Source organism: Bradyrhizobium sp. SZCCHNR1017 (assembly GCF_032381375.1).
Taxonomy (GTDB): domain Bacteria; phylum Pseudomonadota; class Alphaproteobacteria; order Rhizobiales; family Xanthobacteraceae; genus Bradyrhizobium.
Genome location: NZ_JAUHIR010000012.1, coordinates 59,214 through 80,574 on the forward strand (window position 1 = coordinate 59,214; position 21,361 = coordinate 80,574).

At 66.2% G+C, this 21,361-nt stretch carries 23 protein-coding genes; 7 read left to right on the forward strand and 16 right to left on the reverse strand.

Translation table 11 applies throughout. The features are described 5' to 3' along the window. Positions 1-46 precede the first annotated feature (46 nt). From QW863_RS25940 to miaA, 6 genes are all read right to left on the reverse strand, one after another. Positions 47-649: a LysE family translocator gene (locus QW863_RS25940; protein WP_315713343.1), complete on the reverse strand. Its 603-nt coding sequence runs from the start codon at positions 647-649 to the stop codon at positions 47-49. A 228-nt stretch (positions 650-877) separates the two neighbouring features. Then, the gene (locus QW863_RS25945) at positions 878-1,567 is read right to left on the reverse strand and encodes a class I SAM-dependent methyltransferase (RefSeq protein WP_315769097.1); all 690 of its coding nucleotides are present in this window, start codon (positions 1,565-1,567) and stop codon (positions 878-880) included. Between the two features lie 3 nt (positions 1,568-1,570). Beyond that, the gene (gene ilvN, locus QW863_RS25950; RefSeq protein WP_315713345.1) at positions 1,571-2,113 is read right to left on the reverse strand and encodes an acetolactate synthase small subunit; all 543 of its coding nucleotides are present in this window, start codon (positions 2,111-2,113) and stop codon (positions 1,571-1,573) included. Positions 2,114-2,327: 214 nt separating this feature from the next. Next, a complete protein-coding gene (locus tag QW863_RS25955) occupies positions 2,328-3,311 on the reverse strand; it encodes a threonine dehydratase (protein ID WP_315769100.1) in 984 nt (327 codons plus the stop codon). 215 nt (positions 3,312-3,526) lie between these two features. After that, the gene (locus QW863_RS25960; protein ID WP_315769102.1) at positions 3,527-5,296 is read right to left on the reverse strand and encodes an acetolactate synthase 3 large subunit; all 1,770 of its coding nucleotides are present in this window, start codon (positions 5,294-5,296) and stop codon (positions 3,527-3,529) included. Between the two features lie 535 nt (positions 5,297-5,831). Further along, positions 5,832-6,749, reverse strand: coding sequence for a tRNA (adenosine(37)-N6)-dimethylallyltransferase MiaA (gene miaA, locus QW863_RS25965; protein WP_315769104.1), 918 nt, complete (start codon positions 6,747-6,749; stop codon positions 5,832-5,834). Positions 6,750-6,752: 3 nt separating this feature from the next. Between miaA and serB the strand changes: the two genes are divergently transcribed. After that, positions 6,753-7,643, forward strand: coding sequence for a phosphoserine phosphatase SerB (gene serB, locus QW863_RS25970; RefSeq protein ID WP_315752739.1), 891 nt, complete (start codon positions 6,753-6,755; stop codon positions 7,641-7,643). Between the two features lie 304 nt (positions 7,644-7,947). On the opposite strand, the gene QW863_RS25975 is transcribed toward serB, so the two are convergent. Continuing rightward, positions 7,948-8,109, reverse strand: a complete 162-nt coding sequence (locus tag QW863_RS25975) for a hypothetical protein (RefSeq protein ID WP_315769106.1) — start codon at positions 8,107-8,109, stop codon at positions 7,948-7,950. Positions 8,110-8,123: 14 nt separating this feature from the next. On the opposite strand from QW863_RS25975, the gene QW863_RS25980 reads away from it, so the two are divergent. The 6 genes from QW863_RS25980 (at position 8,124) to arsH (ending at position 11,726) form a co-directional block, all read left to right on the forward strand. After that, positions 8,124-8,393 (forward strand): hypothetical protein, encoded by a 270-nt coding sequence (locus tag QW863_RS25980; RefSeq protein WP_315769108.1) that lies wholly within the window; start codon positions 8,124-8,126, stop codon positions 8,391-8,393. Between the two features lie 454 nt (positions 8,394-8,847). Next, positions 8,848-9,144 (forward strand): metalloregulator ArsR/SmtB family transcription factor, encoded by a 297-nt coding sequence (locus tag QW863_RS25985; RefSeq protein WP_315713353.1) that lies wholly within the window; start codon positions 8,848-8,850, stop codon positions 9,142-9,144. Beyond that, positions 9,141-10,193 (forward strand): permease, encoded by a 1,053-nt coding sequence (locus QW863_RS25990; protein ID WP_315769109.1) that lies wholly within the window; start codon positions 9,141-9,143, stop codon positions 10,191-10,193. The genes QW863_RS25985 and QW863_RS25990 overlap by 4 nt, the downstream gene beginning before the upstream one ends. Before the next feature lie 16 nt (positions 10,194-10,209). Then, positions 10,210-10,446 (forward strand): thioredoxin family protein, encoded by a 237-nt coding sequence (locus QW863_RS25995; protein ID WP_315713355.1) that lies wholly within the window; start codon positions 10,210-10,212, stop codon positions 10,444-10,446. Next, positions 10,431-10,946, forward strand: coding sequence for a heme-binding protein (locus tag QW863_RS26000; protein ID WP_315752734.1), 516 nt, complete (start codon positions 10,431-10,433; stop codon positions 10,944-10,946). The genes QW863_RS25995 and QW863_RS26000 overlap by 16 nt, the downstream gene beginning before the upstream one ends. A gap of 78 nt (positions 10,947-11,024) precedes the next feature. After that, positions 11,025-11,726 carry an arsenical resistance protein ArsH gene (arsH, locus tag QW863_RS26005; protein ID WP_315769259.1) on the forward strand — a complete coding sequence of 234 codons (702 nt, stop codon included), beginning with the start codon at positions 11,025-11,027 and terminating at the stop codon, positions 11,724-11,726. Between the two features lie 883 nt (positions 11,727-12,609). Here arsH and QW863_RS26010 read toward each other — a convergent pair. The 9 genes from QW863_RS26010 to QW863_RS26050 form a co-directional block, all read right to left on the reverse strand. Further along, positions 12,610-14,112 (reverse strand): Do family serine endopeptidase, encoded by a 1,503-nt coding sequence (locus QW863_RS26010; protein WP_315752480.1) that lies wholly within the window; start codon positions 14,110-14,112, stop codon positions 12,610-12,612. Positions 14,113-14,343: 231 nt separating this feature from the next. After that, positions 14,344-14,550: a DUF2065 domain-containing protein gene (locus QW863_RS26015; protein WP_315713359.1), complete on the reverse strand. Its 207-nt coding sequence runs from the start codon at positions 14,548-14,550 to the stop codon at positions 14,344-14,346. Positions 14,551-14,670: 120 nt separating this feature from the next. Further along, positions 14,671-15,609 (reverse strand): protease modulator HflC, encoded by a 939-nt coding sequence (hflC, locus tag QW863_RS26020; protein WP_315713360.1) that lies wholly within the window; start codon positions 15,607-15,609, stop codon positions 14,671-14,673. Beyond that, positions 15,606-16,733 (reverse strand): FtsH protease activity modulator HflK, encoded by a 1,128-nt coding sequence (hflK, locus tag QW863_RS26025; RefSeq protein ID WP_315713361.1) that lies wholly within the window; start codon positions 16,731-16,733, stop codon positions 15,606-15,608. Before hflK ends, hflC begins: the two co-directional genes overlap by 4 nt. A gap of 250 nt (positions 16,734-16,983) precedes the next feature. Beyond that, positions 16,984-17,496 (reverse strand): dihydrofolate reductase, encoded by a 513-nt coding sequence (locus tag QW863_RS26030; protein ID WP_315752478.1) that lies wholly within the window; start codon positions 17,494-17,496, stop codon positions 16,984-16,986. Further along, positions 17,493-17,978 carry a GNAT family N-acetyltransferase gene (locus QW863_RS26035; RefSeq protein WP_315752477.1) on the reverse strand — a complete coding sequence of 162 codons (486 nt, stop codon included), beginning with the start codon at positions 17,976-17,978 and terminating at the stop codon, positions 17,493-17,495. The genes QW863_RS26030 and QW863_RS26035 overlap by 4 nt, the downstream gene beginning before the upstream one ends. Before the next feature lie 3 nt (positions 17,979-17,981). Further along, entirely contained in the window at positions 17,982-18,776 is a 795-nt protein-coding gene (locus tag QW863_RS26040; RefSeq protein WP_315713364.1) for a thymidylate synthase, read from the reverse strand. Positions 18,777-19,046: 270 nt separating this feature from the next. Further along, complete coding sequence (locus QW863_RS26045; protein ID WP_315752476.1) at positions 19,047-20,561, reverse strand: tripartite tricarboxylate transporter permease; 1,515 nt, start codon at positions 20,559-20,561, stop codon at positions 19,047-19,049. Between the two features lie 7 nt (positions 20,562-20,568). Next, a complete protein-coding gene (locus QW863_RS26050; protein ID WP_315769110.1) occupies positions 20,569-21,348 on the reverse strand; it encodes a tripartite tricarboxylate transporter TctB family protein in 780 nt (259 codons plus the stop codon). Positions 21,349-21,361: the final 13 nt, after the last annotated feature.

Here is a 21,361-nt window from a genome sequence, read left to right on the forward strand (position 1 = left end):
TTTGGCCCTGCTTGGAAACCCCGATCTCGCATGGCGGCAGTCTCCCTCATGCGTCCATGAACACGGGATAGAGCGAGGCCAGGAGCAGCACCGCCATCAGGATGTTGAAGGCGCGGACCGCGCGCTCGGAGCTGAGCAGCGGCCGCAGCGCGGTGCCGAATAAGGTCCAGGTGATGGTCGAGGCGACCGCCATCACGAAGCTGATCGCGACCTGCAGCGCCACGTTGGCCGGAAAGCTGGCGATCGCGGCATAGGCGGTGATGGTGCTGATCACCATCACCCAGCCCTTGGCGTTGACCCATTGGAACAGCGCCGCGCCCCAGAACGACATCGGGCCGCGCGGCTTGGCGTCGTCAGGCTCGGCCGATCCTGACAAGGCGATGGCGACCGCGAGGTAGATCAGATAGGCCGCGCCGAGGTATTTCAGCACGTCCTGCAGCAGGGGATAGCGGATGAAAACCGTCGCGAGGCCGAAGCCGACCGCGCCGACCATGAAGGCGAAGCCGAAGCTGACGCCCATCATGTGCGGCACCGTGCGGCGGAAGCCATGGGTCACGCCCGACGACAGCAGCATGATGTTGTTCGGCCCGGGCGTGAACGCCATCACGAAGGCGAAGGTGACAAAGGCGATGAGGAGCTGCTGGGACATCTAATGAGCTCCTGCCACACGACGACTTTTCAACCTCCCCTGGAGGGGGAGGGTCGCCTCACATCGTGCGAAGCAACGATGTGAGGCGGGGTGGGGTGATCTCTCCACGCGCGAGCTTTTGCGGCGGCCCACCCCACCCCGATCGCGCATTGCATGCGCGATCGACCCTCCCCCTCCAGGGGAGGGTGGCAGCGTGGCCACCTCACCGTCGTACAAGAACATCAGCGCCTAGCCCTGCCCCGCCGGCTTCTGCAGCACATACGTCGCGTGCATCGGCGCATGGTAGTCGGCGGAGACCGTGACGAAGCCGACCTCGGCCAGCATGCGCTCCATCACCCAGGCGAAGGTCGAGTTCTCGTCGCGCATGTGGGTGATGACGCTGTCGCGGGCGAGGTCGTGGTTCTTGATGTTGAAATCCGCCCACTGCTCGACCGAGCGCTCGACACCGTCGGGCATGCTGACATAGACGATGTCGCGCAGGAAGAACTGTGCGCCCGGCTTCAGCGCCGCGAAGATGCGCGCCAGCGCCACCGCCTTCCAGAAGTCCGGCAGATGATGCAGCGTGAACTCGCTGACGATCAGGTCATACGAGTTCGGCTCATAGGCGAACGACAGCAGCCCCGCCGAATGCATCCGCACCGCGGTCCGGCGGTCGCGGGTGTAGATCCGGGTCAGCGCCAGCATCGCCGGCGAGATGTCGATGGCGTCGACGACGGCGCCCATCAGCGCCGCCTCGGTCGCCAGCACGCCGTTGCCGCAGCCGATGTCCGCCACCCGCCAGCCCGGCTTGACGCCGAGCATCTTCAGAGCAGCGCGCGCGCGCTCGTCGGCATCATCGCCCGAGCCGTAGATCGAGGCGACGGCATGATCGAGCCCGATCCGGTTGCGTTCGTTGTAGTACCAGTCGCGCGCCAGCATGGCTCACATCCCTTCCGATCCCCGCCCGATCGCCGCAATGCCGGTCCTGGCGACTTCCACCAGGCCGAGCGGACGCATCAGATCGATGAATTGCGTGATCTTGTCGGTATTGCCTGTGATCTCGAACACGAAGCTTTCCGTCGTGGCGTCGATCACCCGGGCGCGGAACGCATCCGCCAGCCGCAGCGCCTCGACCCGCGGCTCGCCGGTGCCGCGCACCTTGACCATCGCGAGTTCGCGCTCGATCGCGCGCTTGGTCAGCGTCATGTCGACGACGCGGTAGACCGGGATCATGCGGTCGAGCTGGTGCTTGATCTGCTGGATCACCATCGGCGTGCCGGTGGTGACGATGGTGATGCGCGAGAGGTGCTTCTGGCTCTCGGTCTCGGAGACGGTGAGGCTCTCGATGTTGTAGCCGCGGCCCGAGAACAGGCCGATGACGCGCGCGAGCACGCCCGGCTCGTTCTGCACCAGCACCGCCAGCGTGTGCGTCTCGTTCGGATCGTGACGGTCTTCGAGGAAATAGGCTGACGCTGGCTGGTTCATTGGTGTCCCCGTGATAGTTCAACCGTCATGGCCGGGCATAGCAGTCTGCCTTGCGCAGACTGCGTAAACTTGTCTGCGCTCCCGGCCCTCCACGTCGAGCGTCGAGCGCGCGGTTCGTGGATGCCCGGGCCTTCGCCGCGCCGAAGCGGCTTCGGCCGCGCAGGCGGGTCAAGCCCGGGCATGACAGCGGTGTTTGTGGCGAGTTGCGAGCTCCTCATGCGGCCCCCGCTTCGGCATGCGTGGCCGCCGGCAGCACCCAGCGCCTGAACAGGTCGAGATCGATGTTGCCGCCCGTGAGCACCAGGCCGACGCGCTTGCCGGCGAGCCTGCCCTTTTCCTGCAAGGCCGCCGCAAGCGGTGCCGCGCCGGCACCTTCGGCGAGATTGTGGGTGTCGGTCCAGAGAATGCGCACGGCCTCGGCGATCTCGGCGTCGCCGACCTGCACGATGCGCGAGGCGCCTTTCAGGATGATGGCGAGCGCATCCGCATCCGGTCTGCGCGTCGCGAGACCATCGGCGTGGGTGTCGGCGCTGTTGGTCGTCACCACCGTCCGCGCGGCGAACGACAGCGCGTAGGACGGCGCCGCGGTCGACTGCACGCCGACGATCTCGGTCTTCAAGCCCAAGAGATCGCGCGCCAGGATGCAGCCGCAGATGCCGGAGCCCTGCCCGATCGAGACGTAGAGCACATCGAGGTCGGGCGCCGTGCGGAACAGCTCCAGCGCGTAGGTCGCGACGCCGCGCACGAGATCGCGGTGGAACGACGGCACCATGTGCAGGCCGTCGCGCGCCGCATGGCGGCCGGCCTCCTCGCGCGCCTCCTGGAAGTCGCTGCCGTGCTCGATCAGCTCGGCGCCGAACGCCGCCATCGCGCGGTTCTTCTCGACCGAGTTGCCACGCGGCACGTAGATCGTCACCGGCAGGCCGTTGCGACGGCCGGCAAACGCGACGCTCTGGCCATGATTGCCGCGCGTTGCGGTGATCAGGCCGCGGACGTCCGGCCGCGTGCGCTTGAGGTTGTCGACATAGACCAGTCCGCCGCGCACCTTGAAGGCGCCGGCCGGCGTGTGGTTCTCGTGCTTCACGACGACCCCGGTCCCCAGCCGCTGCGCCAGCAACGGCCACGCATGCGCCGGCGTCGCCGGCACCGCGGCGCCGACGATGGCGTGGGCGGCTTCGAGCTCAGCGAGGGTGAACATGAAAACTCCCTGACGCATGGGCACAATGCGGCCGCGCAAGCAGATGAACTCCCTCGCCCCGCTTGCGGGGAGAGGGAGATTCTCCGCGAGGCCGACTGCGTGGAGAGTCCCCCTTACCCGACGCTGCGCGTCGACCTCTTCCCGCAAGCGGGGAGAGGTTAAGAGAGAGACTGCCGGACGCGCGTGCCATCACCGCACCATCAAACCTATCAGACTCACACCAGCGCCTTGCCGCCCGCGAACGCCGCGGCCGGATCGCTCGCTTCCGCCGGCAGGATCATCTCGTTATGCGCCTTGCCCGACGGGATCATCGGGAAGCAGTTTTCGAGCGCCGCGACGCGGCAGTCGAACAGCACCGGCTTCTTGACCGAGATCATCTCCTTGATCGCGCCGTCGAGATCGCCGGGCTTGCTCACCTGCAATCCGACGCCGCCATAGGCCTCGGCGAGCTTGACGAAATCCGGCAGCGCCTCCGAGTAGGAGTGCGACAGGCGGTTGCCGTGCAGCAGCTGCTGCCACTGCCGCACCATGCCCATGTACTGGTTGTTGAGGATGAAGATCTTGACCGGCAGCTCGTACTGCACGGCCGTCGACATCTCCTGCATCGTCATCTGCACCGAGGCGTCGCCGCCGATGTCGATGACGAGGCTGTCGGGATGGGCGACCTGGACACCGATCGCGGCCGGCAGGCCGTAGCCCATGGTGCCGAGACCGCCCGAGGTCATCCAGCGGTGCGGTTCCTCGAAGCCGTAGAACTGCGCCGCCCACATCTGGTGCTGGCCGACCTCGGTCGTGATGTAGGTGTCGCGGCCGCGCGTCAGCTCGAACAGCCGCTGGATCGCATATTGCGGCATGATGACGTCGCGGTTCGGCCTGTAGGCCAGCGAGTTGCGCGCGCGCCAGACGGCGATCTCCTGCCACCACGACTTGATGTCGGGCCTCTTCGCCTCGGCCCTGAACACCTGCAGGATGTCGGCGAGCACGTCGCCGCAATCGCCGATGATCGGCACGTCGACGCGGATGTTCTTGTTGATCGAGGACGGGTCGATGTCGATGTGGATCTTCTTCGAGCCGGGCGAGAACGCATCGGTGCGCCCGGTGATGCGGTCGTCGAAGCGCGCGCCGACGCACAGCATGACGTCGCAATCATGCATCGCCATGTTGGCCTCGTAGGTGCCGTGCATGCCGAGCATGCCGAGCCAATTGGTGCCCGACGCCGGATAGGCGCCCAATCCCATCAGCGTCGAGGTGATCGGGAAGCCCGTGACCTCGACCAGCTCGCGCAGCAGCCGCGAGGCCTCCGGCCCCGAATTGATGACGCCGCCGCCGGAATAGATCACCGGCCGCTTGGCGCCCGCCAGCAGCGCCACGGCTTTGCGGATCTGCATCGCGTCGCCCTTCACGCGCGGCGAATAGGAGATGTGGACGTCGGACTTGCGTGGCGGATGATAGGTGCCGGTCGCGAACTGCACGTCCTTCGGCACGTCGACGACGACCGGCCCCGGACGGCCCGTGGTCGCGACATAGAACGCCTCGTGCAGCACCTTGGCGAGATCGTTGACGTTGCGGACCAGCCAGTTGTGCTTGGTGCAGGGCCGGGTGATGCCGACCGTGTCGCATTCCTGGAAGGCATCGTTGCCGATCAGATGCGTCGGCACCTGGCCGGTGATGCAGACCAGCGGGATCGAGTCCATCAGCGCGTCCGCCAGCGGCGTCACCATGTTGGTGGCGCCGGGGCCGGAGGTCACCAGCACGACGCCCGGCCTGCCGGTCGAGCGCGCATAGCCTTCGGCGGCGTGGCCGGCGCCCTGCTCGTGGCGGACCAGGATGTGCTCGACCTCGCTCTGCTGGAAAATCTCGTCATAGATCGGAAGCACCGCCCCGCCCGGATAGCCGAAGAGGTGCTGCACGCCGTGGTCGATGAGCGCGCGCACGATCATCGCGGCGCCGGTCATCTGGTTCGGATCGTGGCTCTTGTCGGTCATGGTGGGCTCCGGATCGCTTCTGTCAGCGGCTGGTCGGTCTTGGTCAGTCGGTTTTGGTCAGTCGGTTTTGGTCACTTGGGTCAGGGTCATTTCGGTCGGATCGCGGGCTTCCAGGCAATAAAAAAGGGCCCTGGAAGGCCCTGCGCACCGCTCGGAATTTGGATGGCCGCTAGCCATCCCCGGCGGTGCGCCTGGGTACGACGGCGATAAGGAGGATGGAAATAAAGTTGCGCATGATGCCGAGCGAGCTTCCCAAAGGTTGCGCGAAACATAGCCGGCGATGCCCCAATGTCAAGGCAAAGCCGGCTCGTCAGCGCGATTTTGCGATGTTAACGCGGAATTTTCCGTTCGGCGAGCGGTAATTTGGCCGTTGGCCTCCGAAACGAGGCAATAGGCTGGATGAGAGTACGGGCTCCATCTCCAAACGAGGTCGTCATTCCGGGGCGCCCGGAGGGCGAGCCCGGAATCCATACTCACGATCGTGGTTATGGATTCCGGGCCCATCGCTTCGCGATGTCCCGGAATGACGATGCGGCTAGAGTTTGACGACCCATCCCTTTGCCGCCTCCGGGCTCATCCACTCGAACTCCGGCAGTTGGTGCCGAAACCAGGTGAACTGCCGCTTGGCATAATGGCGGGTGTCGGCCTTGCCGATGGCGGCCGCCTCCTCCCGCGTGATCTCCCCTCTGATATAGCGGATCAGCGCCGGCACGCCGTGGGCCTTCATCGCCGGCAGCAGCGGATCGAGGCCGCGCGCGGCCAGCCGCTCGACCTCTTGCAGCGCACCGCGCTCCAGCATCAGATCGAACCGTGCATCGATCCGCGCGTAGAGCGCCTCGCGCTCCGGAGCGATGAACAGCGCCCGATAGCTGCCCTCCGGCAGCAGCGGCGGAGTGGCCTCGGCATGCCAGTCGGCCAATGGCCGACCCGTCGCCTCGATCACCTCCAGCGCCCGGGCCACGCGGGCGCGGTCGCGGACGTTCAGCCGCGCGGCCGCCGCCGGATCGCGTCGCGCCAGCTCGGCATGCAAGGCCTCGACGCCGTCGCGATCGAGCCTGAGACGCACCGCGTTGCGCACCTCGTCCGGCACGGGCGGCACCGCGGACAGCCCTGATGTCAGCGCCTTGAAATACAGGCCAGTGCCACCGATAAAGATCGGCAGCCGCCCGGCCCGTTGCACCTCGCTCAGGATCTCCGCGGCATCCCGGACATAATGGCCGGCCGAGTAGTTCACGCTGGCATCGACATGGCCGTAGAGCCGGTGCGGCACGGTGGCCTCTTCGTCGCAGGTCGGCCTTGCCGTCAGCACCCTCAGATCGCGGTAGACCTGCATGGAATCGGTGTTGATGACGACCCCGCCCGCTTTTTGCGCAAGTTCCATCGCCAGCGCCGACTTGCCGCTGGCGGTCGGCCCTGCGATAAGCACCGCTTTGTTGATCCCTGGCAAAGTCACCTGATGTCTCTCGTCGCCACCTTCATCTGCAATCCCGCCGATCCCGCGCTTGATACCACGATCGTGGAGGCCTTCCTGGCCGTTCTGCCCTCGCCGGGCACGCCGCGCTGGCTGTTCGACGAGGTCGCGATCGACATCCCCTTCGCCCACGACGGCGAGGTCCACAAGCTCGAGGCGCGTCTGCGCGACCTGCGCGGCGACATGCCGATCGACATCGTCGTGCAGGCGGAAGCCGTCAGGCGCAAGAAGCTTTTCCTCGCCGACATGGACAGCACCATGATCGGGCAGGAATGCATCGACGAACTCGCCGATTTCGCCGGGCTGAAGCCGCGCGTCGCCGCCATCACCGAGCGCGCCATGCGCGGCGAGATCGCGTTCGAGCCGGCGTTGCGCGAACGCGTCGCATTGCTGAAGGACCTGCCGGTGAGCGTCGTCGACGAAGTCCTGACCAAGCGCATCAAGCTGACGCCGGGCGGCCGTCATCTGGTGATGACCATGCGCGCCAACGGCGCCTATACCTGCCTGATCTCCGGCGGCTTCACGCTGTTCACCAGCGCCATCGCGGCCAAGATCGGCTTCCAGGAGAACCGCGCCAACGAGCTCATCATCGATGGCGGCAAGCTCACGGGCGAGGTGCGCGAGCCGATCATCGGCCGCGACGCCAAGCTCGCCACCCTGATCGAGCTGCGCGAGGCGTTCGATCTCGACGAGATCGACACCCTGGCGGTCGGCGACGGCGCCAACGACCTCGGCATGATCGAGGCGGCCGGTCTCGGCGTCGCCTATCACGCCAAGCCTGCGGTCTCGGCCGCAGCCTCGGCCCGCATCGACCACGGCGACCTCACCGCCCTGCTCTATGCCCAGGGCTACACGCGCGATCAGTTCGTCGACTGACGAGACTGCGGCCGCGCGGCAGGCCAATAGCCGCGCGAGCCTTTGCGCAATACAGCGCCCTCCCCTGGTTGTGAGAGAGGACGCGTTCATGGGCAGCCGCGATCCCGTCATTGCGAGGGCAGCGGTTTTGCGAACGCTCGAAGATCGCAATCGCATTGCTCCTGTGCGAATCGCCGCCCAAGCAAAGCCGTTACCAAAGCCCTGCCTTCATCGGCTCTCGATCAGCGCATCATCAGGATTTTGTTTCAATCCAGCGCACTCGCACGCAACTCCATTCCAATCTCATTTCAGATCGCAAATCAGATCATTCGCCTTCCGCATCAAGGCGGGACGCGAACTGCCATTTTAACCGCATCACCAATCCATGAATTGTCAAATCATGCTGCAGCGCATATAAAGCTGACAACGCTAGGGAGTGTCCAAGGAAGCGAAAGCGATTGCAGGCCATGCAATCGATCATCGTCACAGAAGGACCTCCCGATGACCATCAAGCACATCATTCCCGGCTCTCTTCTTGCCCTCGCGCTGCTGAGCGGCGCCGCCGTTGCCGGCGAGCTGCCGAGCTACGAAGTCGGCGCGCTGCCGGCCACCCCGCACCAACTCTCCGTCGTCGGTGCATCCGCCGCGCAGCAGACCATTGCGGTGAATGCCGACAGCGCCGCCTCGCCGCACCAGCTCGCCGTGCTCACCCAGCACCACCGCAGCGCTGCGCTCGTCGCTCCGATCACCGTGGGCAGCGTCCGCAACTAGGCAACGCGGGCAACCCATCGTCGGATAGGTAGCGCGCGTCTCGCCGAGCGAGGCCGCGCTCCCTGTTCGAGATAACGCGTGGCGTCGCGCGTGGTAAAGATCCCGGACATCCGCGCCGGGCAGCCCAGACGCCCGGCCCGCTGCACCTATTGGGTCTTCGACGCCAACGCTCTCCGCCTCCGTACCCGGCGCGGCGGCCGCGTCGTCGAGCCCAGCCGCACAGTCACATTCCGGCCGCCGGCGGCAAGACCATCCTGCGCGTGAATTGACCCGACGCCAGCCGGCTCGCCCGATTTCCCAACCGGGATCTCGCAGGGCGTCGCCGCGCGGGCCACGCATCACCAGCCATTATCAGCCTGACGCCACGCGCCGCGCCGATTGCCGGTCAAATCGCACATCCGCAATCATTATATGCGCTATTGCGCAAATACGAAAATACGAATATATTGCCGCCATGTCCGATCCCGTCCCGCTGCTCGCCGCTCTGGCCGAGCCGACTCGTCTCGCCGCCCTGCGCATCCTTTGGGACGGCGGCGAGCACTGCGTCTGCGAGCTCATGCGGCAGCTCCGAGCCAGCGCATCGCGCATGAGCCGGCACATGTCCGCCCTCAAGGCCGCCGGTCTCGTCATCGACCGGCGTGACGCCCAGTGGGTCCGGTATCGGCTGAGCCCTGACCTGACGCCCGATCGCCGCGCCATCCTCGACGCCGTCATGGCGGCCATGCCTGAGCCGAACAGGAGTGCAGCATGAAAACCGAAGCTTCGACCTATCCTGACGGGTCGGCATCGGCTGTGATCTGGATCATCGCGACGGCAGCTGCGATCGCATTGTGGTTCGCGGTCTACTGGCAGCTGGAAGCGTTCTCGGCATGGCTGGTATCGTCGCTGCCGGTGTCCCGCGACAGCCATCTGGAAGAAGCCGCGCGGTTCTTCGTGTTCGACGCGCCCAAGGTCCTGATGCTGATGACGCTGGTCGTGTTCGGCATGGGCGTCGTGCGCAGCTTTTTTTCAGCCGAGCGAACTCGCGCATTGCTCGCCGGCAAGCGCGAGGGCCTCGGCAATGTCGCGGCTGCGATCCTCGGCGTATTCACTCCCTTCTGCTCGTGCTCGGCGGTGCCGCTCTTCGTCGGCTTCGTCTCGGCTGGCGTCCCACTCGGCGTGACCTTCTCGTTCCTGATCGCGGCGCCAATGGTGAACGAGGTCGCGCTCGGCCTGCTGTTCGCGCTGGTCGGCTGGAGGATCGCCGCGATCTATCTGGCCTTCGGCCTGGCGGTCGCGATCGTGGCGGGATGGATCATCGGACGCCTGCATCTCGAAGGCTGGCTCGAGGCATGGGTTCGCAACGTGCGCGCGGGACAGGCGGATCTGCAGCCGGATTCGCCGACCGCCGCCGATCGGATCCGGGCCGGGATCGATGCGGTGCGCGACATCGTCGGCCGCGTCTGGGCATGGATCATCATTGGCATCGCGGCGGGCGCATTCATTCACGGCTATGTCCCGAACGATCTGCTCGCCTCGATCATGGGCAAGGACCAATGGTGGTCCGTGCCGGCCGTGGTGCTGATCGGCGTGCCGATGTACGCCAACGCTGCGGGCATCATTCCGGTCGTCGAGGCGCTGCTCGGCAAGGGTGCGGCGCTGGGAACGGTGCTCGCCTTCATGATGAGCGTCATCGCGCTTTCGTTTCCCGAGATGCTCATTCTGCGCAAGGTGCTGACGCTCCGGCTGATCGCTGTCTTCGCGGGCGTCGTCGCCGCCGGCATCGTCGCCGTCGGCTATCTCTTCAACGCCCTGTTCTGATGAAAGGACAAGCCCCATGAAGAACGTCAAGATTCTCGGCTCCGGCTGCAAGCGCTGTGTTCAGACCGCAGCAATGGCCTCCTCTGAAGCAAGCAAGCTCGGCATCGAGATCGAGCTGGAAAAGATCACGGACTTCGCCGACATCGCCCGGTTCGGCATCGCCTCGACGCCGGGCGTGGTGATCGACGGCAAAGTCGTCCATGCGGGCGGGCTGCCGAAGGCCGAGGACATGGCGAAATGGCTGTCGGCGTGATGGCGTTGCGTCCGCTGCTCGCAGCGGTCCTCCTGCTCGGCCCGGCTGTCGTGGCGCGCGCCGACGAACCGACGTGGACGCGGCGCATCATCGCGCCGGACACGGCGCTCAAAGCGGCACAGGCGGCGCTCGCGGAGTGCCGCAAACGCGGCTGGCAGGCTGCCGTGACCGTGAGCGATCCGTCGGGGCTCGCGCTGGTCACCCTGCGCGACCGTTTCGCCGGCTGGCATACCCTTGAGGCCGCGACGGGCAAGGCGAGGACGGCCGCGAGCTGGCGCGAGGCGACGAGCACGCTCGCAGCCCGGCTGGCACGACCGGACGCCGCGGAGCGGGCCATCGTCAACGTTCCCGGCGTTGTCATGGTCGGCGGCGGCATGCCAATAGAGGCCGCTGGCCAGCAGGTCGGAGCGATCGGCGTATCCGGCGCGCCCGGAGGCGACAACGACGACATCTGCGCGAAGGCCGGCATCGAAGCCGTCGCTGCGGACATCGCGTTCTGAGCGCTTGTACCGGCGTATCGCGAACGAGGACGGCCAACGCCGATCATTTTGCCGGAGGATACCGCGTTGTCTGACACGATGCCTCAATTGGACGAAACCTCATTCCGTGCCATCGACCGCGCGAAGCTGCTGGAGCCTGCGCTCTCCTCCCACCCTCCGCGAATCCTGCTGCTCTACGGATCGCTCCGGCAACGCTCGTTCAGCCGGCTGCTGACCGAGGAAGCGGCGCGCATTCTCGTGCGCTTCGGCGCGGAGACTCGGACTTTCGATCCGCGCGGCTTGCCGCTGGTCGACGACGCCGAGCCGGACCATCCGAAGGTCCGCGAGCTGCGCGATCTCGTGACCTGGTGCGAAGGCATGGTGTGGTGCTCGCCGGAGCGGCACGGCGCGATGACCGGTGTGATCAAGACCCAGATCGACTGGATCCCGCTGTCGCTCGGCGCCGTCCGGCCGACGCAGGGCAAGACGCTGGCGGTGATGCAGGTTTCTGGCGGCTCGCAGTCGTTCAACGCGGTCAATCAGCTTCGGGTGCTCGGCCGCTGGATGCGCCTGATCACCATTCCGAACCAGTCCTCGGTGCCCAAGGCCTTCGCGGAGTTCGACGACGCGGACCGCATGAAGCCGTCCCCCTATTACGATCGCCTCGTCGACGTGATGGAAGAGCTGGTCAAGTTCACGCTGCTGACGCGCGACCGCGCCGACTATCTGGTCGACCGCTATTCCGAGCGCAAGGAGAATGCCGAGGCGCTGTCGCAGCGGGTCAACCAGCGATCGCTCTGAGCCGGCGCTCCCGGGAGTTCGCGGATGGCGGCCACCAACTTCTGATAAAAATAATTACCTTGCGCATTTACGGAATTCATGATTGTATCCGCGCATCCCGCCTCACTGCGGAGGGGCGTTGCGCGCGATCGTCACGACACGCGAGGCGGGGAGCGATGGCCGCGAGAGATCGCAGCGTCTTCTCACGAGGGCGCGGACGAACGATCGCTTGCGGACGTGAAGTCGCAGCGTCCTGACACCCCGATGCTGGTGTCACGTTCGCGACGGCGCTGAAGCGCCGCGCGGACAATGGTGGCCAACAAGCCCGGCGCACCAGGGAGACTGCGTATAAGCGTGAAGACCGTCGCGCAGGGAATGCCGGTTGAATCGGCTTTGCCTGTGGTACCTGCCGCCTGCATTTTTTTTCGCAGGCGGGCCATGGGTGAGGCCTTCACCCGGCATTCCCTGCGCCCTCTGCATTCTCGCGAGGGACGAACTGATCGCAGGCCTCGGGCGCGATGCGCCGCGAGACTGCAAAGCTATGTCGATCGCTGTTTGAGCCGTGAATTCGCCTTGCGAACCGTCGTCGTCCCGGACAAGCCACGGCGCGCGCCAGCGCGTCGGGGCGCCGATCCGGGATCCATACGCCGCGGCCGTCGTGACGAGCAAACAGCCAATGATCAGCCCGCCCCAAACTGCTCCCTGGGGGCTATGGTCCCGGCTCGAGGCCGGGACGATAGCGGAGTGTGGAGCTACCGCAGGGTGGGCAAAGCAGCGCCCGCAGGCGCAGCGTGCCCACCACCGTGCCGCGAGCTCGGAGCCGGATGGTGGGCGCGGCGCGGGAGAGAGCGCCTTAGCAGGCGCACCTCACGGCGCGCCTTTGCCCACCCTACTGCACCGTGCCCTACTGCAGGCTCAACGCGACGAAGCGCAGCTCGCCGTCGGCGTTGGAGACGAGCAGCAGCACCGACTTCTTGCCGTCCTTCTTGAGCTGGTCGACGCGCTTCTTGATATCGGCGCCCGAGGTCACCGCCTCCTGGGCGACCTCGACGATGACGTCGCCGGCCGACAGCCGCTTCTCGGCGGCGTCGGAGGCCTGGTCAACACCGGTGACGACGACGCCCTTGACGCTGTCCTTGATCTTGTAGCGGGCGCGCAGGTCCTTCGACAACGCGGCGAGATCGAGCCCGAGCGCCTTCTGGGTCACAGGCTTCTCGGCCGGCTCGTCCTTCTTGATCGCCGCCTGCTGCACCTTCTCGGTGTCCTCGAGCCGGCCGAGCTTGACCTTGAGCGTCTGCTCCTGGCCCTTGCGGATGACGATGACGTCAACCTCCTTGCCGACGGCGGTGTCGGCGACGATGCGCGACAGGTCCTTCGGCTCCTTGATGTCATGGCCGTCGAACTTGACGACGACGTCGCCCGGCTCGATGCCGGCCGGCTTGGCCGGTCCCTTGTCGTCGACGCCGGCGACCAGCGCGCCGCGCGCCGGCTTGATGTTGAGGCTCTCCGCGATCTCGTCGGTGACGCCCTGGATGCGCACGCCGAGCCAGCCGCGGCGCAGCTCGCCGAACTGGCGCAACTGGTCGACGACGCCGGCCACGGTCTTCGAGGGCACCGCGAAGCCGATGCCGATCGAGCCGCCCGACGGCGAGATGATCAGCGTGTTGACGCCGATGACCTCGCCCTCGAGGTTGAACAGCGGGCCGCCGGAATTACCGCGGTTGATGGCGGCGTCGGTCTGGATGTAGCTGTCATAGGGCCCCGACGAGATGTCGCGGTTCTTGGCCGAGACGATGCCGGCGGTGACGGTGCCGCCGAGACTGAACGGGTTGCCGATCGCGACCACCCAGTCGCCCAGCCGCAGCTTGTCGGAGTCGCCGAACTTGACCACCGTCAGCGGCCGCGGCGGCTTGAACTTGAGCACCGCAAGGTCGGTCTTCTTGTCGACGCCGACCAGCTCGGCCTTGATCTTGGTGCCGTCGTTGAGGATCACGTTGATCTCATCGGCATCGGCAATGACGTGGTTGTTGGTGACGACAACGCCCGAGTCGTCGACGATGAAGCCCGAGCCCAGCGAGTTGGTGCGGCGCGGCGAGTTGTCGGCACCGCCCCGGCCGCCCGGACCGCCGCGGCGGTTCTTGAAGAAATCGTCGAAGAACTCCTCGAACGGCGAGCCCGGCGGCACCTGCGGATTGGCGTTCCGCCCCTCGGACGAGCCGCCTTTGGGCTCGACAGTTTGCGAGGTCGAGATGTTGACGACGGCGTCGATCACCTTTTCGGCGACATCGGCGATCCCCTCCGGCCCCCGCGCCGAGGCCGGGGCCGGCGCGAGCGCCCAGCCCGCGGCAAGGACCGCCGCGGTCAGGATCGGGCGCAGTCGACGGCTGAAAGCAAGGGTTGCGGTCATCGGGCGGATCTCCAGAAAAGTCGGCAAATTCAACTGTTACAGTGCGCCGGAACCGGCGGGGGACGCAAGCACGCCGGATCGGACCGCAGATTCATCATTGAGGGCGACCTAATACGGCAAAATGGCGCAGCCATCGCCTCACAATGGCGTTGGCCGGGCAGCAGATCGTCATTGCAGCGGTCGGGCCTCGTTCCTGTGCGACGGGCACGCATACTCACGACAATCCGCCGCTCAGATCGGCCGCCGGATCACCCAGATCAGGACCAGGCCGGCCACCGCCGAGCCGATGCCGACTGCGCGCAGCACGTTGTCGGGCGTGGTCATCGCGGTCTTCATGGCCCGCCGCATCCACTCCGGACTGGCCGCGAACAACAGGCCTTCGAGCACGAACAGGATACCTAATCCGATGAGGAAATCGGAAAACGCAATGGACCTCATCGGACCCGGACCTCCCGTTCGATCTTCTTGATATGTAACGGGGCGAAGCAACGGCTTCGCCCCCTCCATGTCAACTCTTATTCGCCCCGATCAACGGCTCCGGCATCGAGGCAGGCGCCATCAGGGCTTGGGCGCCGGCACCGCGACGGCCGCCGTCGAGTTGGCGGTGGAAGGCGTCTCCCCCGCCGGCTTCCCCGAGGGGTTGGCGAAGTAGCGGAAGAACTCCGAATCGGGCCGCAGCAGGAAGCGGGTGTCGCCGGATTTCAGACCGTTCTCATACGCCGCCATCGAGCGGTAGAAAGCGAAGAAGTCGCGGTCCTTGCTGTAGGCCTCGGCGAACAGCCGGTTGCGTTCGGCATCGCCGGCGCCGCGGGTCTGCTCCGCCTGCGAGTTGGCCTCGGCGACGATCACGGTGGCCTCGCGATCGGCCTTGGACCTGATCTCCTGGGCCTTCTGGCCGCCGAGCGCCCGGAACTCCTCGGCCTCGCGCTGCCGCTCGGTCTTCATCCGGTTGTACACCGCCTGGCTGTTGGCCTCCGGCAGGTCGGCGCGGCGGATGCGGACGTCCACCACCTGGATGCCATAGGCGTCGGCCTCCTTGTCGAGCTGATCGCGGATCTTGCGCATCAGCGCCTCGCGCTCGTCGCGCACGACTTGCGTGAAGGTGACCTCGCCGAGCACGCGGCGCAGCGCGGCGTTCAGCAGCGTGCCGAGCTGGACGTTGGCGGTCTGGATCGAACCGACGCTCTGGTAGAACTGCAGCGCGTTCTTGATCTTGTAGCGCGCGAAGGCGTCGACCACGAGCCGCTTCTGGTCGAACGCGATCACCTCCTGCGAGGGGTTCTCGAGGTCGAGGATGCGCTTGTCGATCGAGATCACGTTGTCGATGAACGGTGCCTTGAAGTTCAGACCGGGCTCCGTGACGACGTCGACCGGCTTGCCGAACCGCACCACCAGCGCCTGCTCGGTCTGGTTCACGGTGAACAGCGAGCTGTAGCCGATGACGACGAGCACGAGCACGGCGACGAGCGCGACGATGCCTGCAACGGGGGACCTCATCGGACGCCTCCCTGCTGAGCGGCCGGCGCCGGACGGCGCGGCAAGAGATCGCCGAGCGGCAGCAGCGGCACGGGGCCGCCGGTGGCGCCGCTGTCGAGCACGAGCTTCTCCGAGCCACCGAGCACGCGCTCCATGGTCTCGAGATAGATCCGTTCGCGGGTCACGTCGGGCGCCTTCTTGTACTCGTCATAGACCTTGAGGAAGCGCGCGCTCTGGCCCTTGGCCTCGGCGATCGCCTGCTCCTTGTAGCCCTCGGCGACCTGCAGGATCTGCGCGGCACGACCGCGCGCATCCGGCACCACCTTGTTGGCATAGGTCTGGGCTTCGTTCTGGAGACGCTCGAGGTCGGCACGCGCCGCCTGGACGTCGCGGAATGCCTCGATCACCTGGGCCGGCGGATCGACCTTCTGCATCTGCACCTGGGTGATCTGGATTCCGGAGCCGTAATTGTCGAGCGTCTTCTGCATCAGTTCCTGCACGTTCTGCTCGATCACGGTGCGGGCACCGGTGAGGATCGGCTGGATGTTGGAGCGGCCGATCACCTCGCGCATCGCGCTCTCGGCCACCGCCTTCACGGTGCCCTCGGGGTTCTGGATGTTGAACAGGAAGTCGGCCGCGCCCTTCGGCTTGATGCGCCAGAGCACGGTGACGTCGACGTCGACGATGTTCTCGTCGCCGGTCAGCATCAGGCTTTCCTCGGGGACATCGCGACCGCCGCGGCCGCGCCGGCCGGGATCGTCATTGGCGGTGATGCCGATCGAGATCGAGTTGACGCGCAGCGCCTTGGGCAGCAGCACGGTCTCGATCGGGTAAGGCAGGTGATAGCGCAGGCCCGGCTGCTCATCACGGACATATTTGCCGAAGCGCAGCACGACGCCGAGCTCCTCGGACTGCACGCGGTAGATGCCGGAGGCGAGCCAGATGATGATGGCGCCGAGCACGATCAGGAGCACGCCCGCAGTGCCGAAACCGCCGCCCGGCACGAACTGCTGCAGCCGGTCCTGGCCGCGCCGCAGAAGATCTTCCAGGTCGGGCGGCCTTGGACCGACCGGTTGCGGTCCCGAGCCCCAGGGCCCCTTCGGACCCTGACCCCACGGGCCTCCGCCCTGATTCTTCCACGCCATCGATCGATCTCCTCCGAGAGGCTGAGTGTACACCAACGCCGGCCCCGACGGTCGCCGGGTTATAAGGGACGGCCCCGCCCCTTACAACGTAGCGCTCCAGCTAAGCCCGAACCGGGTTTTGTCAATGTAAACAGGGCCGGAAGCGCCGGTTTGCCGCGGCCTCAGCTCCGCCACGCGGCCAAACTGCGCGACTTCATCATTAACGGATGGTCTTGAGGGGGCCGTCGCGTCGATCCGACCGGCGAAACGCTCACCGCCGCCGGCGATAGGTGACGTAGGAGAATTCGGCCTGATCGTCGGGCCCCGAGGCATGGCGCTCCCGCGCCACCTCTTCCCATTGGGCCGGGTCGATCGCCGGAAACACGGTATCGCCAGGCGGGCTCGCATGCACCTCGGTGATCTCCAGCCGGTCGGCGACCGGCATCGTCGCAGCAAAGAGCTCTGTGCCTCCGATGACCGCGATCTCCGCGGCTGAACGCCGCAGCGCATCACCACGCGCGATGCCGAGCGCTTCATCGACGGTATGGGTCACGATCGCGCCCGGCGCGCGAAACTCGGCATCGCGGGTGACGACGATGTTGGTGCGGCCCGGCAGCGGCCGGCGCGGAAACGAGACGAAGGTCTTGCGGCCCATCACGATCGGGCGGCCCATGGTCATCGCCTTGAAGCGCTGCATGTCGCTCTTCTGCCGCCACGGGATCGCACCGGCGGCGCCGATGATGCCGTTGTCGGCGACCGCGACGATCAGCACGATCTCGATCACGGCGCCCTCTCCGCCAGTTGAGCCAGAGCTTCGCCGGTCACCTTGCATAGCGTCCACTCGTCCATGAGCTCGGCGCCGAGCGATTTGTAGAAAGTGATGGAAGGAGCATTCCAGTCGAGCACCGACCATTGCAGCCGCGCCCAGCCCTTTTCGACGCAGGTCCGCGCGAGGTGACCGAGCAAGGCCTGGCCGATGCCATTGCGGCGAAACGCCGGCCGCACGAACAGGTCTTCGATATAGATCCCTGGCTTGCCGGCAAACGTGGAGAAGTTGACGAACCAGACCGCGAAGCCCGCCACCGCGCCGTTCCATTCGGCGAGATCGCAGAACAGCGTCGGGTGCTCACAGAACAGCGCGCCGGCGATGTCGGCCTCGCTCGCGTCGACCTCGTGCGATAGCTTCTCGTAGTCGGCGAGGTCCCGGATCAGCGCGAATACGCTTCCGATGTCGTCAGGCCGGGCGCTACGGATCGAAACCGGCATGCGTCAGACCGCGACCTCGGCCTTGATATGCGGATGCGGATCGTAGCCGGCGAGCGCGAAGTCCTCGTAGCGGAAGCCGAAGATGTCCTTGACGTCCGGATTGAGCGTCATGGTCGGCAGCGGACGGGGAGCGCGCGTGAGCTGCAGCCGCGCCTGCTCGATATGGTTGGAATAGAGATGCACGTCGCCGAAGGAGTGCACGAATTCGCCGGGCTTCAATCCCGTCACCTGCGCCGCCATCATCGTCAGCAGCGCATAGGATGCGATGTTGAAGGGCACGCCGAGGAAGACGTCGGCCGAGCGCTGGTAGAGCTGGCACGACAATCTGCCGTTCACGACATAGAACTGGAACAGGCAGTGGCACGGCGGCAGCGCCATCTTCTCGACGTCGGCCGGGTTCCAGGCTGTCACGATCAGCCGGCGCGAATCCGGATTGCGCCTGATCATGTCGATCACGTTCGTGATCTGGTCGATATGACCGCCGTCCGGCGTCGGCCACGAGCGCCACTGATAGCCGTAGACGGGGCCGAGATCGCCATTGGCGTCGGCCCACTCGTCCCAGATGGTGACGCCGTTGTCGTGCAGATATTTGATGTTGGTGTCGCCCTTCAGGAACCACAGCAGCTCGTGCACGATCGCCTTGAGCGGCAGCCGCTTGGTGGTCACCAGCGGAAAGCCGGCCGCAAGGTTGAAGCGCATCTGGTGGCCGAACACCGACAGCGTGCCGGTGCCGGTGCGGTCGTGCTTCTCGGCGCCGTCGGACAGGATGCGTTCGAGCAGGTCGTGATACTGGTGCATGGTGCGCGCTGGCGGCCTTTCGCAGAAGGCGGCGAATTTAACGGCAGGGATCGCCCGGCCCTAGCCTCGACTCGGCCGGGCCGCCAATTATACCCCGAAAAATGTCGGCCACCGCTGCAAACGACAAGGGCGGAACCGCACGCTCCGCCCCCCCTCCCGATCCATGGCCGTTCCGTACGAGCTCGCCGGCTTGAGGACCGCGGACCATTTGACGATCTCGCCCTTCACCAGCGTCCCGAGCGCCTCCGGCGTCCGGTCCGCCGACGCGGGTCAGCCTTCGCTCTCCACGAAGACCTCGTCGCGCTTGCGGCGCAACGTCGGCAGCACCGCCAGCACCAACAGCCCCGCCGCGATCGCGAGCAGCACGGCCGACAGCGGCCGCGTCAGGAACACCGACCAGTCGCCGCGCGAGATCAGCAGCGCCCGGCGCAGGTTCTCCTCCATCAACGGGCCCAGCACCATGCCGAGCAACAGCGGCGCCGGCTCGAAATCATGCTTGATCAGCCAGTAGCCGACGAGGCCGAACGCGCCCGCCAGGACGACGTCGACCGGCGCGTTGTTGACCGAATAGATGCCGATCGCGCAGAAGATCACGATCGACGGGAACATCAGCCGGTATGGCACGCGCAACAGCCGCACCCAGATGCCGACCAGCGGCAGGTTGATGATGATCAGCATGAGATTACCGATCCACATCGAGGCGATCATGCCCCAGACCAGATCGGGCTGCTTCTGCATCACCTGCGGGCCCGGCACGATGCCGTGGATGGTCATCGCGCCGACCATCAGCGCCATGACCGCATTCGGCGGAATGCCGAGCGTCAGCAGCGGAATGAAGGAGGTCTGCGCCGCCGCATTATTGGCGCTCTCCGGCGCCGCGACGCCCTCGATCGCACCGCGACCGAACCGCGACGGATCTCGCGCGATCTTCTTCTCCAGCGTATAGGCCGCGAACGAGGCGATCACCGCACCTCCGCCCGGCAGGATGCCTAGGATCGAACCGAGCACCGTGCCGCGCAGGATCGCCGGCGCGGAGTCCTTCAGATCCTTCCTGGTTGGCATCAGGCCGGTGATCTTCTTCTGCACGAGGTCGCGGTCCATCTCCGCGCCGGCATCGAGATTGCGAATGATCTCGGCAAAGCCGAACACGCCCATCGCAACGGTGGCAAAGCCCAGGCCGTCGGCGAGCTCGGGAATATTGAAGGCCATGCGCGAGACGCCGGTCTCGATGTCCGAGCCGACCATCGACAGCAGCAGGCCGAGCACGATCATTGCGATCGCCTTCAGCACCGAGCCCTTCGCCAGCACGACTGCGAAGATCAGGCCCAGCACCATCAGCGAGAAATACTCGGCCGGACCGAACGCCAGCGCGAGCTTGGTCAACGGCGCGCCGAGGATCGCAATCAGCACGGTGGCAACGCAGCCGGCGAAGAATGAGCCGATCGCGGCAATCGCCAGCGCCGGACCGGCACGGCCCTGCTTCGCCATCTGGAAGCCGTCGAGCGCGGTCACCACCGACGTCGCCTCGCCGGGAATGTTGACCAGGATGGAGGTCGTCGAGCCGCCATACTGGGCGCCGTAGTAGATGCCGGCCAGCATGATCAGCGCGCCGACCGGCGGCAGGCCGAAGGTGATCGGCAGCAACATCGCGACGGTGGCGATGGTCCCGATGCCCGGGAGAACGCCGACCAGCGTGCCGACCAGCGCGCCGATCAGGCACATCAGCAGATTGATTGGCGACAACGCGACGGCGAAACCGTGGGCGAGATTTGCAAACAGATCCATCACGCCCTCACTGCAAAAGGAAACGCGGCAACAGCGGCATCGGCAACCCCAGCACGTAGGGGAACAGCAGCGCGCAGCCGCCGGTCAGGCAGATGCCGACGATCAGGGCCTCGCGCCAGCGCGTCTCGGGGCTGCCGATCGCCGCGATCAGGAAGCTTGCAAGCCCCGTGACCAACAGTCCGAGCGGGCGAATGGAAACGGCGAAGGTCAGGATCGAGAGCGAGACGAACAGCGGTCCGCGCCAGTGATAGGTCGCAAGCTGCGCGCCTTCACTCACGACGCCGATCACGGCCACGGCAGCTCCGAGCCCTAGCAGCAGCAGACCGAACATCCGCGGCGCAGTTCCGGCACCGAACGAGAAGCCGCGCATGCCCTGCAGGTCGCTGGAGGCCCACAACGCGAACAGCGCGATCGCCATCAGCACGACGCCGCCGAAATAGTCCTGCGGCGCGCGTGGACGTACCATGAATGTGAACACCGCGACCGCGATCAGCGGATAGGTGTAGATGAGCGCCAGCAGAACATCGGAAGACAGCGAGGTCTTGCCGCTTGCGGCATATTGCTGCGCCAGGCTCGGGATCGCCATCGACAAGGCCGACGCATGGGCTCCAATGACCTGCAGCGGACCGCGTCCGGATAGTGGACCTACAAGACCGGCCAAGGCGATCAGCAGTTCGATGATCTGCGGCGCGAAGGCAAGGACCAGAATGATCGATGCGCCGGTCACGCTGCGGGCGGCCGGCATGCCCGCCGTTTCGCCCGACAATTGGCCCGTGGTCTCGGCCATGCCTCGCCCTCCC

Coding starts and splice junctions, on each gene's coding strand:
- QW863_RS25960 (WP_315769102.1), bottom strand. CDS start 5,296: ATGACCGACAAGAGCCACGATCCGAACCAGATGACCGGCGCCGCGATG.
- QW863_RS25985 (WP_315713353.1), top strand. CDS start 8,848: ATGTCCGATCCCGTCCCGCTGCTCGCCGCTCTGGCCGAGCCGACTCGT.
- QW863_RS26015 (WP_315713359.1), bottom strand. CDS start 14,550: ATGAGGTCCATTGCGTTTTCCGATTTCCTCATCGGATTAGGTATCCTG.
- QW863_RS26010 (WP_315752480.1), bottom strand. CDS start 14,112: ATGACCGCAACCCTTGCTTTCAGCCGTCGACTGCGCCCGATCCTGACC.
- serB (WP_315752739.1), top strand. CDS start 6,753: ATGTCTCTCGTCGCCACCTTCATCTGCAATCCCGCCGATCCCGCGCTT.
- QW863_RS26045 (WP_315752476.1), bottom strand. CDS start 20,561: ATGGATCTGTTTGCAAATCTCGCCCACGGTTTCGCCGTCGCGTTGTCG.
- QW863_RS25945 (WP_315769097.1), bottom strand. CDS start 1,567: ATGCTGGCGCGCGACTGGTACTACAACGAACGCAACCGGATCGGGCTC.
- QW863_RS25955 (WP_315769100.1), bottom strand. CDS start 3,311: ATGTTCACCCTCGCTGAGCTCGAAGCCGCCCACGCCATCGTCGGCGCC.
- QW863_RS26050 (WP_315769110.1), bottom strand. CDS start 21,348: ATGGCCGAGACCACGGGCCAATTGTCGGGCGAAACGGCGGGCATGCCG.
- QW863_RS25940 (WP_315713343.1), bottom strand. CDS start 649: ATGTCCCAGCAGCTCCTCATCGCCTTTGTCACCTTCGCCTTCGTGATG.
- QW863_RS25980 (WP_315769108.1), top strand. CDS start 8,124: ATGACCATCAAGCACATCATTCCCGGCTCTCTTCTTGCCCTCGCGCTG.
- QW863_RS25990 (WP_315769109.1), top strand. CDS start 9,141: ATGAAAACCGAAGCTTCGACCTATCCTGACGGGTCGGCATCGGCTGTG.
- hflC (WP_315713360.1), bottom strand. CDS start 15,609: ATGAGGTCCCCCGTTGCAGGCATCGTCGCGCTCGTCGCCGTGCTCGTG.
- QW863_RS26040 (WP_315713364.1), bottom strand. CDS start 18,776: ATGCACCAGTATCACGACCTGCTCGAACGCATCCTGTCCGACGGCGCC.
- ilvN (WP_315713345.1), bottom strand. CDS start 2,113: ATGAACCAGCCAGCGTCAGCCTATTTCCTCGAAGACCGTCACGATCCG.
- hflK (WP_315713361.1), bottom strand. CDS start 16,733: ATGGCGTGGAAGAATCAGGGCGGAGGCCCGTGGGGTCAGGGTCCGAAG.
- arsH (WP_315769259.1), top strand. CDS start 11,025: ATGCCTCAATTGGACGAAACCTCATTCCGTGCCATCGACCGCGCGAAG.
- QW863_RS25995 (WP_315713355.1), top strand. CDS start 10,210: ATGAAGAACGTCAAGATTCTCGGCTCCGGCTGCAAGCGCTGTGTTCAG.
- QW863_RS26035 (WP_315752477.1), bottom strand. CDS start 17,978: ATGCCGGTTTCGATCCGTAGCGCCCGGCCTGACGACATCGGAAGCGTA.
- QW863_RS26000 (WP_315752734.1), top strand. CDS start 10,431: ATGGCTGTCGGCGTGATGGCGTTGCGTCCGCTGCTCGCAGCGGTCCTC.